This is a genomic window from Methyloprofundus sp. (assembly GCF_965251085.1).
Classification (GTDB): domain Bacteria; phylum Pseudomonadota; class Gammaproteobacteria; order Methylococcales; family Methylomonadaceae; genus Methyloprofundus.
This window is the reverse complement of the sequence record NZ_OZ252594.1, coordinates 1,242,272-1,256,400: the sequence shown is the minus strand read 5'-3', so window position 1 is coordinate 1,256,400 and position 14,129 is coordinate 1,242,272. Positions and strand designations below refer to the sequence as shown.

Genomic DNA, 14,129 nt, shown 5'->3' with positions numbered 1-14,129 from the left:
AAGCAGAGCTTACTCCCCATGCATTCCCAAACAGAGTTTGGGAACGAGAAATATATCTCACGAATATTAACCCGCTTTTTTCGGCTGTTCTAATTCAATCGTTATCTTATCGATAGTACCGGTAAACTTATAAGGTGTTTTGTAGATGCCTCCCCTGACGACTGGAGCATTGAGATCCATTCCGATATCAAATGTATCCATGCCATATCGGCCAGGGATGGTCTTCTCGACGCGTCCTGCTCCGGCCTTCTTGCCATTGACATACAAGGTAACTGTTCCACCCTTACCAGCCCCGCCGCCATCGTATTTGAAGTCCATCTTTAATGTGACTTTACCGGTCGGTAGTGCTGTCGACTCAATCTTGTAGTCGTGGAAGCCAAAGAAATCGTAGTAATAAGTGAATTTATCGTCCTTAATGTACAGCACGTAACCACCCGTGCCGCCACCCATGGCAAGCAGAACACCTTCTGCACCCTGTTTGGGGATTTCAACCTCAGCGGTGATAGTATGTGACTTGTTCTTCACGTTTGGAGCCGTACCTTCGTCCAGATGCGTCATACCCGGAAAGAAGGTGAAATTTGTCCGACTGGATGTCCAGCTAGGGCGAAGACTCACATCTAACCGCCCTGCCAGACGATCATCGAGAGGAAAGACACCAAATTTCGCGCCTTCTGTTGCAAAGAGAGCCTGCATTTCTTGCAGCTTCTTCGGATGGGTCGCAGCCAGGTCATTGTACTGCGAGTAGTCCTCGTTAATATTATACAATTCCCAGCCGTCGTTACTGAAAGGAACACTGCCTCCGGTATCCCAGGGCACCTTATGAAATTTCGACGCCATCCAGCCGTCGTGATAGATCCCACGATTACCCATCATCTCGAAATATTGGGTCGTGTGCCGCTCAGGAGCCTTTGCAGCATCATCGGCTAAGGCATACGCAAAGCTCGTACCCTCTATCGGCTTTTGCTCAATGCCATTGTACTTCTTCGGCTGCTCAATGCCGACAATTTCAAGGATCGTCGGAGCGACATCGATAACATGATGAAACTGCGTACGGAGGCCACCCTTGTCTTTAATTTTTCCCGGCCAGGAAACGACCATCGGATTGCGCGTGCCGCCAAAGTGAGAGGCGACTTGTTTGTTCCATTTGAATGGCGTGTCCATTGCCCAGGCCCAGCCGACAGCAAAGTGAGGCGATGTTTCAGGACCACCCCACACATCGTAAAATTTCATGTTCTGCTCGACGGTCGGATCTAGACCGTTTAAATTCATAAGTTCATTAGCTGTGCCGACCAGACTTCCTTCGGCGCTAGCACCATTATCGCCGGCGATATAGATCACTAATGTATTTTCTGTCTGACCGATCTTATCGATAGCACCCAGAATGCGTCCGATCTGGTGATCGGTGTACTCGTAGTAACCAGCATAGACTTCCATCTGTCGCTCGAACAACTTCTTTGCCTCGGCATCATAACTGTCCCAGGAAGGAACCTGCTGCATGCGCGGAGTAAGTTTCGCATCTTGAGGGATTACACCTAACTCTTTTTGACGCTTAAAGATGACCTCGCGGATCTTGTCATAGCCCAACGCGAACTTGCCCTTGTACTTCTCCGCCCACTCCTTCGGCGGATGGTGCGGAGCATGAGTCGCGCCCGGCACGTAGTAGAGAAAGAAAGGACGATCCGGTGCGATGCTTTTTTGATTGTTCATCCACGCAATCGCCTTGTCTGTCTGATCGGCTCCCAGATTATAGCCTTCTTCTGGCGTACCCCAGGGTTGAACCGGATTCAGGTTTTCGTATAGTGTAGGAAACCATTGATCCGCTTCCCCTCCATTAAACCCATAGAAGTAGTCAAATCCCAAATGATTCGGCCAGCGATCAAATGGGCCGACATTGTTGAGCATATTGCTCGGAATATTGTGGTTCTTGCCAATCCAGGCAGTGCTGTAGCCATTATTCTTGAGAATCTGAGCGATGGTCGCGGTACTGCGCGGCATAATGCCTGTGTAACCGGGAAAGCCGGTTCCCATTTCCATGATCACCCCGGTGGCAGCTGAATGATGGTTGTGGCCAGTCAGCAGTGCCGCACGCGTTGGAGAACAGAGAGCCGTCGTATGGAAGCGGTTGAAGCGGAGTCCTTCAGCAGCCAGTTTGTCTAGTGTGGGTGTATTGGCCGGGCCACCGAAGGTGCTGGTTGCGCCAAAGCCAGCGTCGTCGATCATGATCAGCAGGATATTCGGCGCTCCCTTGGGTGCCTTGGGGGAGTCGAACATCAACTTATCGGCCGTTGAGTCATGGTAGGTCTTACCAATCTTGCCATGAAATACCGGGTCTGGTTGCGGCAGCTTATTAACAGCTTGAGTATGCTCGTGCTCAGAGCTAGCTGTAGCCCCTCGCATAGGTGACCTGGATGCAGAACAAGATGCTAAGGCTGTGCACATCAAAGCACTAACAGCCAGGCCTACAGGGTATAATGGAAAGTAGTTTTTCATTTTTCTTCCTCTCATCAAACAAAATTTTCTGCGCGACAACGCGCCGTTAACGGGGCGATTGCTTTCAGGAATTATTGTAAAATAATATGCGGTCTTGAAAGTCAGGCAAATCGTTTGCCGATACACCTTATATAACAAGAAAAAACATGCTAATCACTCATAATGTAAAATAGCTTAAAATTTTATATTTACGCATTTTTCTATCCCTGGTTTACCTGAAAAATCAATAAATGTTGTAGCTAGAAAGTATGGCTTGATTAAATAATTAACCTCTAAATTCTTTATACTCATGTCTGTAATACTTTTCAAGAAAATCTTAGCATAGAGACCGTGAAAGCATTCAGTGTAGGCTGGATTGAGGAACAGAACCCAGCAATATATGCGAGATAAGTCATTGATTCTGGGTTTCGTCACCTCAACCCAGCCTACAAAAATAGTAATATTTATAGATAAAACGAATACTTTCACAGTCTCTAAATACCTGCGGCCCCATATTAAGATGTAAATTATTCCGTGCGCGTTTTTACTCTGCCTGGCCGCTACCTATTCGCGCACCTTCTACGGCTCCGCCTCCAGCACCTTCTAAAGACCCTTTAACAGCTCCTCCAGTGGCGCCTACAGTAGCACATGCGATAGGCATTCCAGTGGTATCAAAGCATTCCTTTGCGCCTTCGGCGGTACCTTTAACTGCGCCATCCACAGCGCCTGCAGTTGTGCCAATGGCTGCACCTGCTACACCACCGGCCGTTTTTGCTGTACCTTCGACTATGTCTCCTACTACGGTTTCAGCCATTGCAGTCGTACTAATCATGCCAGCTGCTATAAAAGATAATATTGTTACAATTTTCATAATTCTCTCCGAAATATTTAAATAAAAGGCATATTATGCCTAGGTAATACTCTTAGCTTTTTCAAGCCAAGCCAATATAAATGGCACTAAATACGTGCCTCCACCCACTGAGACCAGTGAATTTCATGGATCACGCTATCCGTTTCAGCCATCGCATCAAGCAAACCGTGCACACCACCGAGTAAGGCAATCAAATCGGTTCCCATTTGTTCACTGTATGCGGGAGACCCAGCCTGTGCGTAATACATGTCAATCCGTTCTTCCAGTTTATTGTAGAGCTTATTGATTTCGCCTCTTTCTTCCCCGGAGACCACAGCCGATTTGGTGGCCATAGCCCAGCGCTCAAATACACGCTGCAGTTGTTGTGGCAATTCGACACCTAACGGGGTTGTCGCTGGATCAATAAAGGAAGTATTAACTGTGATTTTCTCAATCAGTACCTTCACCATGCGCAAGCGGGCGGAAACGCTCTCAATCGAGTCGAGCAGATGGTTGATTCTCTCTTGGGCATCGGCGGGAAGACGGCTATAATCAAGTGTACGCTCAACCCTGCTTAACTCTCCAGGCGCCCGCCTCACCTCACGCATAAAATGTTCTGCTCTGCGTCTTTTTTCCGCGACATTAACGAAATCGCGTGTAACCGCAGCGCAATCGTAAAAGAAACTACGAATCCGCCGTGCCATAATCTTTTCAGGGCGGATTACCAGCATAAACATCACTACCAGGTTGACAATAAGTCCAGACATAATCATCCCAAATTCACTGCTCACCCAGGCCATAAAAGAATAATTCTGCTCGTTGGAGATACCGGTAGTCATTACAAAAAGTACCATCACGCTGGACTTGACCATCGGCCAGCGAGCACCAAGGTAAGCAGAGGTGAACGATAACAGAAAGATCATGATCAACAAGCCAGCACCACCGTCAAGCCATGGCATCACAACGAAATAGATCGGTGCGATAACCAGCAAACCAGCTGCCCCAAAGGCTAAACCGATATAACGCACGTCGGCACCCAAAACAAATGCCAGACCAAAAATTCCGCTCATTTCAGCAATTGTCTGGCCCGAGGGGGGCGGACTGGTTGGGTAGATCCAGAACAGAAAGCCGAGAATAAAAGTGCACGCAGGAACCAATGCCTTTAGCAAGCGCACAGTATCCCATCGCGACGGGCGGCTAGAAGGCAGCGGATCTGTCAGCGTTACCGTAGAGTCAAGCCCGTTGAGTACGCGCAGAAGGATTAACAAATTTTGACTCTGCTGGTCGAGCTGACGAAGTAAATCTGCCTGGTTCATCAATAACCCGCGCTCGGTGTTAGTTATCGTGTGCGGGAGAGATAGATCGATTGTCAGCGTTTGTAACAGTGGCTTGTCGTCGCCTGGGCTTACTTCACCTGGCAGTTGCCTGGCTTGCCACAGCTCGCCAATTCGAGTGCATCGCTGCTCAATCGTTTTCAATACCTGCTTAAAATTAGCCTGGTTATTTCCCGGAGTACGCTGCTGGTAAGTTTCACTAGTGCTACGCCATAATGCCAGACTATTGGTAAGCTCATGTAAGCTGGTGAGTGCCAGCATCCATTCGTGTTTTTGCTCGCGCACCATCATGGTATCGTTAACAGCCGCCGACAAAGTCCCCTGTAATTGCGTAAAGAGTACATCTTGTTTGCGTTGCACTGCAGCCGCTTCGTCATGCTTTATTCCTTCCAGGGCATCCTGATAAAATTTAAGCACACGGCATAACTGCTTAAGGTACTCGCTCCCTTGTTGATAAAACTGCACACCGGCAGTTTGGGGCCATAACAGAACGCTGACCATGGTGTAAATAAGTATTCCCGATACAGTTTCCAGTAGCCTGAAGATAGCGAAGTGAAAGCTGTTATCAACCGCTCCATAGGTATCCGACCAGATCACTATTGACACGAAACCAGCCACAAACCAGGCATAAGGGTAACGACTAGTCTGCAAGTAGTAGCCGGTGAAGACCAGATAAGCGGATATGGCGAACATCATGTTCCAGCGCTCCTGACTAAACCACGCGACCAAAATCAAACCGACCGTGCAACCGATGATGGTACCAATAACACGCATCACACCTTTATTAATCGATGCACCACTGGTGGAAAGACTGATAAGGACGATAGCCAGAGCACCATAGCGCGCCAGATCCCAATCCATCCACAGCGCCAACCAGTACATCAGTACCATGGAAAGCGCGAACTTGAACGCCTCCTGAAGGCGGATACGGATACTCATAAGCTGTTATTTTGGCACATGCGGAAATGCCGCCGTATCGCTTTTAAGCTTATCGTTATTTACCTTCATAGCATCAGAATCGACCGCTAGTTTACTTTGTTCACCGCTTAGTATGATTACCGTCGCGGTAGTACCGACGCGCAGAACCACACCCTCCGGTAGTTTACCGAGATGAACCCGCACCGGAATCCGTTGTGCCAGTCGAATCCAGTCAAAGCTCGGCTCAATGGTAGGTAGTCCCAGATAACCGGGGCTACCATCATCCTGGGCAACACCCCAGCCTATGCTATCAACTACCCCTTCTATTGGTTTATCGGGATAGGACATCAGTTTGACGATCGCTTTATCGCCTGGCTGAATATTCTCCATCAGGGTTTCCTTGAAAAAAGCATCGATCCAGAAGGTTTCAGTATCAACCAGCGCCAGTAACGACTGATTGGTGACAGCCTGACTACCGTTGCGCAGCCTCAAATGAGTAATAAAGCCGTCAACCGGCGCATACATCTCGGTGTAGCCAAGATTCAGTTTGGCGCCATGCAAATCCGCCTTGGCAGCCAACATATCTGCATGCGTCGCCCTTTGATTGCTCTCAGCCTCGACCAACTTTTGTTCAGAGATAATTCCACTGTAAGCTTTATGTCCCTTACGTGCGCGACGCGCGACATCCCTTGCTTCAAATGCAGCTTGTTTAGCATTTTCTAATGCTGACACAGCATGATCCACTTGAGTCTGATAATCGCTAGGGTCAATCTTGAACAGCAAGTCACCCGTTTTCACCCATTGATTATCCTTGATAGGCAGTTCAATCAACGGCCCGGTCACACGTGGAGTAATCTGAATCACCTGTGCGCTTACCTGACCATCACGGGTCCAGGGATAAATAAGATAGTCTTTATACATACCGTACAATACCCAGGCAGCAATAGCCACTGCGCTGAGGGTGATAACGATACGCGTAATCGACCAGAAAATACGACTCATAACAATATATTTAAATAGGGATAAAAAGATGTCCAACCAGGCCAGTACAAATTACCAGCAAGGCCAAAAAAAAGAGAGGTGGATGCCATATATATCGAGCCAGGCGAAAATGGTTCAGCATGCGGGCGATAAACCACGCTAACAAAAAACCAAAAAGGCTCGCAGAGAGAATCGGTGAAAAATAGATGCCGCCAATTGATTGTTCAATAGGAAGATGATCGTAGTTCATATTGGCTTTGTAGCTTATTGATCAAGATAGCAGATTAGCTCTATACTTAGAGAGGAACAAAAATATTATATATAATATTTTATTTTATAGCCTTATGCAATACTTACTTATAGCCATTTTACGCCAATAATCATTATGGCTGAACGGTTAGATTTCTTTTTATTTTTGCGAGCTACATTTATTCCAGTTTTTGCGAAAACTGCATAGTGATATTGCTACGAGCTTGTTATAATCAATTTATATTTTTTCACAGTGTAGGAATGAATGGAATATAGCTCCTCATCAACTGATAAGGGAGATGGAAAGAAATAATCATCCAAACGAAGTAAGCTTGTGTCTCAATAATTTATAATAATGAATTCTGAATTTATTCTCACACTAGGCAGATAAGCTTGTTGATATTAACAGATAGCATTATAGGTTGGATTATAAATACAGCCCATCGTTTAAAAGGCTCGGTACGTCGTATATTCATGGCTGAAACGGTGGAGCTACTAGGCTCAGGTGGTGCAAGTATTGCTGAAGAAAAACTAGGATGGAATAGAGGCACTATCCGAAAAGGACAATATGAACTTGAAACTCAGCCCATAGAAGATAATTTTTCAGCGAGAGGGCGTAATAAAAGTGAAGAGCATTTTCCTCATCTACTTGATGACATAAAAAAAATTGCTGAACCGGAGTGTCAAACGGATCCCTCTTTTAATTCCTGTCGATTATATACCCGGCTAACGGCTAAAGAAGTTAGAAAACGTTTACTGGAGATTGATTATTACGATGAAAAAACATTACCTTGCTCAAAAACTATCAATACAAAATTAAATGACCTGAGTTACCATCCAAAAAAGGTACAAAAAACAAAGCCTCATAAGAAAATCAAGGAAACGGATGCAATTTTTGAACAAGTTCATTCAGTCAATGGAATGGCAGATATCAACCCAAAAGAGATTCGTATATCAATTGATGCCAAAGCAAGAATGAATATAGGAAATTTTTCACGGGGAGGACGAAATCGGGTTTTAACAAAAGCAGAGGATCATGATTTAGATGTTAAGGAAAAGTTAACTCCTTTTGGTTTTTATCTGCCTGAACATGATGATTTTTTCCTTTTCTTTACAGCAGGCTATGCCAGCAGTGATTTCATCGTTGACCGATTGGAAGAAATTTGGCCAGAAATTCAAGAAAAATATGGAGTAGATATTCTGACAATTAACGCTGACAATGGTATGGAGAACAGTAGCTCCAGAACTCAGTTTATAAAAAGGCTTGTGGAGTTTGCTGAAAAAAGCAACATAAAGATAAAACTGGCCTACTACCCTCCTTATCATAGTAAATATAACCCAATTGAACGAGTATGGGGAGCCTATGAAAATCATATTAGTGGCGACATAATGGATACAGTTGAAACAACTTTAAAATTTGCCAAAAGTATGACCTACAATGGCAAAGCACCTATTGTTAAATTAACAGAAAAAATATATGAAACAGGAGTAAAGGTAGGTAAAAAAGCAATGAAGACGTATTATCAGTTTGTTGACCGAATGCCATCGTTGGAGAAATGGTTTTTGACCATTTCTCCTGGTTGTTCTGGATGATTATTTCTTTCCATCTCCCTTAGAGAGGAACAAAAATATTATATATAATATTTTATTTTATAGCCTTATGCAATACTTACTTATAGCCATTTTACGCCAATAATCATTATGGCTGAACGGTTAGATTTCTTTTTATTTTTGCGAGCTACATTTATTCCAGTTTTTGCGAAAACTGCATAGTGATATTGCTACGAGCTTGTTATAATCAATTTATATTTTTTCACAGTGTAGGAATGAATGGAATATAGCTCCTCATCAACTGATAAGGGAGATGGAAAGAAATAATCATCCAAACGAAGTAAGCTTGTGTCTCAATAATTTATAATAATGAATTCTGAATTTATTCTCACACTAGGCAGATAAGCTTGTTGATATTAACAGATAGCATTATAGGTTGGATTATAAATACAGCCCATCGTTTAAAAGGCTCGGTACGTCGTATATTCATGGCTGAAACGGTGGAGCTACTAGGCTCAGGTGGTGCAAGTATTGCTGAAGAAAAACTAGGATGGAATAGAGGCACTATCCGAAAAGGACAATATGAACTTGAAACTCAGCCCATAGAAGATAATTTTTCAGCGAGAGGGCGTAATAAAAGTGAAGAGCATTTTCCTCATCTACTTGATGACATAAAAAAAATTGCTGAACCGGAGTGTCAAACGGATCCCTCTTTTAATTCCTGTCGATTATATACCCGGCTAACGGCTAAAGAAGTTAGAAAACGTTTACTGGAGATTGATTATTACGATGAAAAAACATTACCTTGCTCAAAAACTATCAATACAAAATTAAATGACCTGAGTTACCATCCAAAAAAGGTACAAAAAACAAAGCCTCATAAGAAAATCAAGGAAACGGATGCAATTTTTGAACAAGTTCATTCAGTCAATGGAATGGCAGATATCAACCCAAAAGAGATTCGTATATCAATTGATGCCAAAGCAAGAATGAATATAGGAAATTTTTCACGGGGAGGACGAAATCGGGTTTTAACAAAAGCAGAGGATCATGATTTAGATGTTAAGGAAAAGTTAACTCCTTTTGGTTTTTATCTGCCTGAACATGATGATTTTTTCCTTTTCTTTACAGCAGGCTATGCCAGCAGTGATTTCATCGTTGACCGATTGGAAGAAATTTGGCCAGAAATTCAAGAAAAATATGGAGTAGATATTCTGACAATTAACGCTGACAATGGTATGGAGAACAGTAGCTCCAGAACTCAGTTTATAAAAAGGCTTGTGGAGTTTGCTGAAAAAAGCAACATAAAGATAAAACTGGCCTACTACCCTCCTTATCATAGTAAATATAACCCAATTGAACGAGTATGGGGAGCCTATGAAAATCATATTAGTGGCGACATAATGGATACAGTTGAAACAACTTTAAAATTTGCCAAAAGTATGACCTACAATGGCAAAGCACCTATTGTTAAATTAACAGAAAAAATATATGAAACAGGAGTAAAGGTAGGTAAAAAAGCAATGAAGACGTATTATCAGTTTGTTGACCGAATGCCATCGTTGGAGAAATGGTTTTTGACCATTTCTCCTGGTTGTTCTGGATGATTATTTCTTTCCATCTCCCTAATATCTAATTTAGTAAGGGAGGCTGAATAATTGCCGTCATCTATAAGCATTTTTAGTAATTATGACCAGAATATTAGTGAATTTATTAAGTGCAACACTTTTGGCGCAAAATGGCCATTAATAGCAAAAAATTGTGATATATTCCAGTTTAGAGTATAAATAGTATGAGTAATCAAGATTAAATTAATAACCCGAATCAAAATTTAACTTAATTAAGCTTTAAGTTTTTAAGTTTTTAAGTTTTTAAGTTTTTAAGTTTTTAAGTTTTTAAGTTTTTAAGTTTTTAAACTATTACACATACCACTTGACTATCCATAATTATTAATTATAAATAATAATTTCCATCGTTATCACTTAAATATACTGCGCTATTAAACTTGTAATTAAGCTTAATTAGATATAATTATTTTTCTCATGCTCAACAATTAAAGGGGCTTCAATCAATGCCATTACATTCTAAGGACAATATCCGCGACGAAATAGAAGATGACGTATACGCTTCATCTGAACTCTCGGGAGTTATGCCCAAGTACAAAATGCCGGAAAAAGAACATATGCCGGATCATGCTTTTACTGCAGTTCGTGATGAACTGATGCTGGACGGTAATGCTCGTCAAAACCTGGCAACTTTTTGTCAGACCTGGGAAGAACCTCAGGTGCATGAACTGATGGATCTATGTATCGATAAGAATATGATCGATAAGGATGAATATCCACAAACAGCAGCCATCGAAGAACGCTGCGTACATATACTAGCTGACCTGTGGAATTCGCCTGATGCCGCAAATACTCAGGGATGCTCGACTACGGGTTCTAGTGAGGCTGCAATGCTAGGTGGAATGGCGATGAAGTGGCGCTGGCGTGAAAAGATGAGAGCGCAGGGTAAGTCTACCGATAAGCCAAATATGATTACCGGTCCGGTGCAAATCTGCTGGCATAAGTTTGCTCGTTACTGGGACGTTGAAATCCGTGAGATCCCGATGGATAAAGGCCGTCTGTTAATGACTCCGGAAGAGGTGCTCAAGCTGTGTGACGAGAACACTATTGGCGTTGTACCTACCCTCGGTGTCACCTTTACCTGTGCCTACGAACCGGTCAAAGCAGTCGCTGATGCACTGGATAAACTGCAGCAAGAAACAGGACTGGATATTCCTATCCATGTAGACGGTGCCAGCGGTGGTTTTCTAGCACCTTTCTGTGCACCCGATATCGAATGGGACTTCCGTATCCCACGCGTTAAGTCGATCAATACCTCAGGCCATAAATTCGGCCTAGCGCCTCTAGGTGTAGGTTGGGTCGTCTGGCGTGATGCAGAAGACCTTCCTGAGGACCTAGTCTTCAATGTCAATTATCTGGGCGGCAATATGGCCACCTTTGCATTGAATTTCTCACGGCCGGGTGGACAGATCGTCGCCCAGTATTACAATTTCCTGCGCCTGGGTAAAGAAGGTTATCGCAAGGTTCACAATGCATGCTATGAGACAGCGCAGTATCTGGCTGATGAGATTAGCAAAATGGGCCCTTTCGAAATTATCTACGGCGGTGATCCAGAGGGAGGCATTCCGGGCTTGTGTTGGAAAGTTAAAGATGGCTTCGATACTAAGGGCTACACGCTTTATGATGTCGCTGATCGTCTGCGCAGTCGTGGCTGGCAAGTGCCTGCCTATTCATTACCAGCAAACTGTGAAGACGTTGTGATCCAGCGAATTCTAGTACGTCATGGGGTCACTAAAGATCTAGCTTCACTGTTACTTGAAGATATGCAGCGCTGCTTTGACTTCTTCGAGAAGCACCCCATCACTAACCCTATGGAACCAGAAGAGGCTGGCGGTTTCCACCACTAGCACACACGTACTGCCCGACCATAAATGTCGGGCAGTTATATCCGAAGGGCGTGTGATTAAAAGTGAGATTTACATTTCCCTAACTTCACTTTTAATGACACATCCTCAAGGAACATGCATGAAATATTTAGACAACAATGTAGGCGGTGGTTGAGGTACGAAACCCAGCAAAGTTAAACGCTGGGATTACACAAGCTCCATCCAAGCCTACATCTACCTGCAGTGTTTTTTTGTTTTTTTTGCATATTCCTAAGCAAGACATCATCTCTCGGTTTTGAGTAATATGTCCCACACCTGTCATCAAAAAACAGAGGTTAATATGCTAAAAAAATATCTAAAAAAGCATCATGCTAACCCACTCGCTATCATCGGTGCTCTTCTTGCAACACTATTCTTAGCAGGGTCGGCTTTCGCTGCAAGTGGCACAGAGGGTGCCCTTGCTGAAATCAAGCATTTCGGGGGTGTTACCCTGGAGATGTTCGAGCCAGTAACCGCAGAGGGTCTGCATGCTTTATTCCAGCTGCTTGATAAGCAGCCCATCGTTTTTCTTCTACTTGCTTTGTCCATCGGCTATCCGCTGGGTAAGCTTTCACTCAAAGGCGTAAGCCTGGGAGCAACTGCCGGTACTCTGGTAGTCGGGCTGGCAATTTCAATCACTGCCTCGGTTGCTTTCGGTATCAACTATTCGATTCCCGGGATCGTCTCATCGCTGTTTCTATTGATGTTTATGTATGCCCTCGGCCTGAAGGTTGGCCCACAATTTTTCGCGGGTCTTAAAAGTGGTGGTATGGCATTTATTGTTCTGGCTTTGATCGTCTGGTCACTGAACTGGCTGATTGTTTTTTTCGGTGTAAAACTGGCAGGACTTGCGCCAGGCTATGCGGCGGGTATTATTTCAGGTAGTTATACCGTTACCGCTGTCATCGGTGTGGCAACTTCGGCTATACAAAGCGGGGCATATACACCACCATCAGGGATGACGGCGGAACAGGTCAGCGCCAATATTGCTGCCGGTTATGCCATCAGCTATGTTATTTCTACTATCGGTATTATTCTGCTAATCAAATATCTACCGCAAATGTTTGGTCATGATCCGGTTGCTGATGCTAAGCAAGCTGAAATAGATATGAGTGGGGGTGCTACCGAACTAGTACCTGGGTCTGCGGGTTCGCTGACTATTGGCTTTTCACCCCTGGAAATTCGTGCTTACAAACTACAGCACGATGATTTTATCGGTAAAACCATTGAGCAACTTTTTGACCTTCACCCTAATGCACCCATTCTACGTGTCGTACGTGGCAAGGATGTCATAGAACCTTCCGATAATCCCACCTTGCAGAAAGACGATATTATTGCCGTGCGTTCCGATGTCCATGAACTTATTCTTAAAGGCACGGAAGTTATAGGCGAGGAAGTAGACGAGCCTTTGGCACTAAATATTGAGCTTGAGGCTGCTGATATACGTGTAGGCGCTGATGGCATATCAGGTAAAACGCTGGAGGAGCTGGCTAAGGAAATTGGCTTTGGTTTGCAACTTAAGGGTATATTTCGTCAGGGAGTACAAATACCATCACTAGCGAAAACAGTTATCCAGTTCGGCGATGTTGTTCGGGTTGTAGGTCCTGACTGGTGTGTACAAAAAGCGGCTATAGCGCTGGGTGGCCGGGCACTGCTGGATACTTCAGTGACTGAAGTTATGTGGATGGCGATTGCCATGGTTATCGGTTATCTGGTGGGTCTGCTCAGCTTTACTGCGGGCGGCATCCCCTTTGCACTAGGAACTTCGGCAGGCTGTCTGCTTGCGGGTATCTTCGTCAGCTACTTCCGCAGCAAGAATCCTGAGTTTAGCGGCCCCGTCAGTGAAGGGGCGCGTAGCTTTATTCAAGACATTGGTCTGAATATGTTTATCGCAGTACTGGCAGCGAATGTCGGACCGAAAGTGATTAACTCATTCCATGGCGATACGGTAATCTGGGTAGCCATTATTGGTTTTATCGGTGCGTTATTGCCTGTCGTCGTTGCATATATAGTCGGCCTAAAAGTATTCAAGCTAAACCCTGTTATCTGTGACGGTGCCTGTACCGGTGCGCGCAACAGTACTCCAGGCTTAAACGCGATCAACGACCAATCAAAGAGCTCGATTGCAGCATCACCTTATCCAGTAACCTATGCTTTGACCACAGTACTGGTGCTTATTGGTGGATATATCGCGCAGATTTTATCATAAGCAATGCAATGTTCTGAAGAACAGAAGTATCCGGGTTGATTGAGATTAATCAACCCGCCTGCATACTCGGAGTTACAG

9 protein-coding genes are annotated in these 14,129 nt (G+C 44.3%); 4 read left to right on the top strand and 5 right to left on the bottom strand.

The window, feature by feature from the left end; translation table 11 throughout:
* Positions 1-66 precede the first annotated feature (66 nt).
* From ACQY3F_RS05750 to ACQY3F_RS05730, 5 genes are all read right to left on the bottom strand, one after another.
* Complete coding sequence (locus ACQY3F_RS05750; RefSeq protein ID WP_428353963.1) at positions 67-2,490, bottom strand: arylsulfatase; 2,424 nt, start codon at positions 2,488-2,490, stop codon at positions 67-69.
* A 523-nt stretch (positions 2,491-3,013) separates the two neighbouring features.
* Positions 3,014-3,340: a hypothetical protein gene (locus ACQY3F_RS05745; protein WP_428353962.1), complete on the bottom strand. Its 327-nt coding sequence runs from the start codon at positions 3,338-3,340 to the stop codon at positions 3,014-3,016.
* Positions 3,341-3,426: 86 nt separating this feature from the next.
* The gene (locus ACQY3F_RS05740) at positions 3,427-5,592 is read right to left on the bottom strand and encodes an FUSC family protein (protein ID WP_428353961.1); all 2,166 of its coding nucleotides are present in this window, start codon (positions 5,590-5,592) and stop codon (positions 3,427-3,429) included.
* Between the two features lie 6 nt (positions 5,593-5,598).
* On the bottom strand, positions 5,599-6,609 hold the full coding sequence (locus tag ACQY3F_RS05735; RefSeq protein WP_428353960.1) for an efflux RND transporter periplasmic adaptor subunit: 1,011 nt from the start codon (positions 6,607-6,609) through the stop codon (positions 5,599-5,601).
* Positions 6,584-6,802 (bottom strand): DUF1656 domain-containing protein, encoded by a 219-nt coding sequence (locus ACQY3F_RS05730; RefSeq protein WP_428353959.1) that lies wholly within the window; start codon positions 6,800-6,802, stop codon positions 6,584-6,586. The genes ACQY3F_RS05735 and ACQY3F_RS05730 overlap by 26 nt, the downstream gene beginning before the upstream one ends.
* Before the next feature lie 395 nt (positions 6,803-7,197).
* On the opposite strand from ACQY3F_RS05730, the gene ACQY3F_RS05725 reads away from it, so the two are divergent.
* From ACQY3F_RS05725 to ACQY3F_RS05710, 4 genes are all read left to right on the top strand, one after another.
* Positions 7,198-8,394, top strand: a complete 1,197-nt coding sequence (locus tag ACQY3F_RS05725) for an ISAzo13 family transposase (protein WP_428352931.1) — start codon at positions 7,198-7,200, stop codon at positions 8,392-8,394.
* A 368-nt stretch (positions 8,395-8,762) separates the two neighbouring features.
* The gene (locus ACQY3F_RS05720) at positions 8,763-9,959 is read left to right on the top strand and encodes an ISAzo13 family transposase (protein ID WP_428352931.1); all 1,197 of its coding nucleotides are present in this window, start codon (positions 8,763-8,765) and stop codon (positions 9,957-9,959) included.
* 464 nt (positions 9,960-10,423) lie between these two features.
* Positions 10,424-11,824: a glutamate decarboxylase gene (locus ACQY3F_RS05715; RefSeq protein ID WP_428353958.1), complete on the top strand. Its 1,401-nt coding sequence runs from the start codon at positions 10,424-10,426 to the stop codon at positions 11,822-11,824.
* 319 nt (positions 11,825-12,143) lie between these two features.
* Entirely contained in the window at positions 12,144-14,051 is a 1,908-nt protein-coding gene (locus tag ACQY3F_RS05710; protein ID WP_428353957.1) for an aspartate:alanine exchanger family transporter, read from the top strand.
* Positions 14,052-14,129: the final 78 nt, after the last annotated feature.

Bases quoted from the DNA above. Each gene is read 5' to 3' on its own strand.
- ACQY3F_RS05750 (WP_428353963.1), bottom strand. From the start codon at position 2,490: ATGAAAAACTACTTTCCATTATACCCTGTAGGCCTGGCTGTTAGTGCT.
- ACQY3F_RS05745 (WP_428353962.1), bottom strand. From the start codon at position 3,340: ATGAAAATTGTAACAATATTATCTTTTATAGCAGCTGGCATGATTAGT.
- ACQY3F_RS05740 (WP_428353961.1), bottom strand. From the start codon at position 5,592: ATGAGTATCCGTATCCGCCTTCAGGAGGCGTTCAAGTTCGCGCTTTCC.
- ACQY3F_RS05730 (WP_428353959.1), bottom strand. From the start codon at position 6,802: ATGAACTACGATCATCTTCCTATTGAACAATCAATTGGCGGCATCTAT.
- ACQY3F_RS05715 (WP_428353958.1), top strand. From the start codon at position 10,424: ATGCCATTACATTCTAAGGACAATATCCGCGACGAAATAGAAGATGAC.
- ACQY3F_RS05710 (WP_428353957.1), top strand. From the start codon at position 12,144: ATGCTAAAAAAATATCTAAAAAAGCATCATGCTAACCCACTCGCTATC.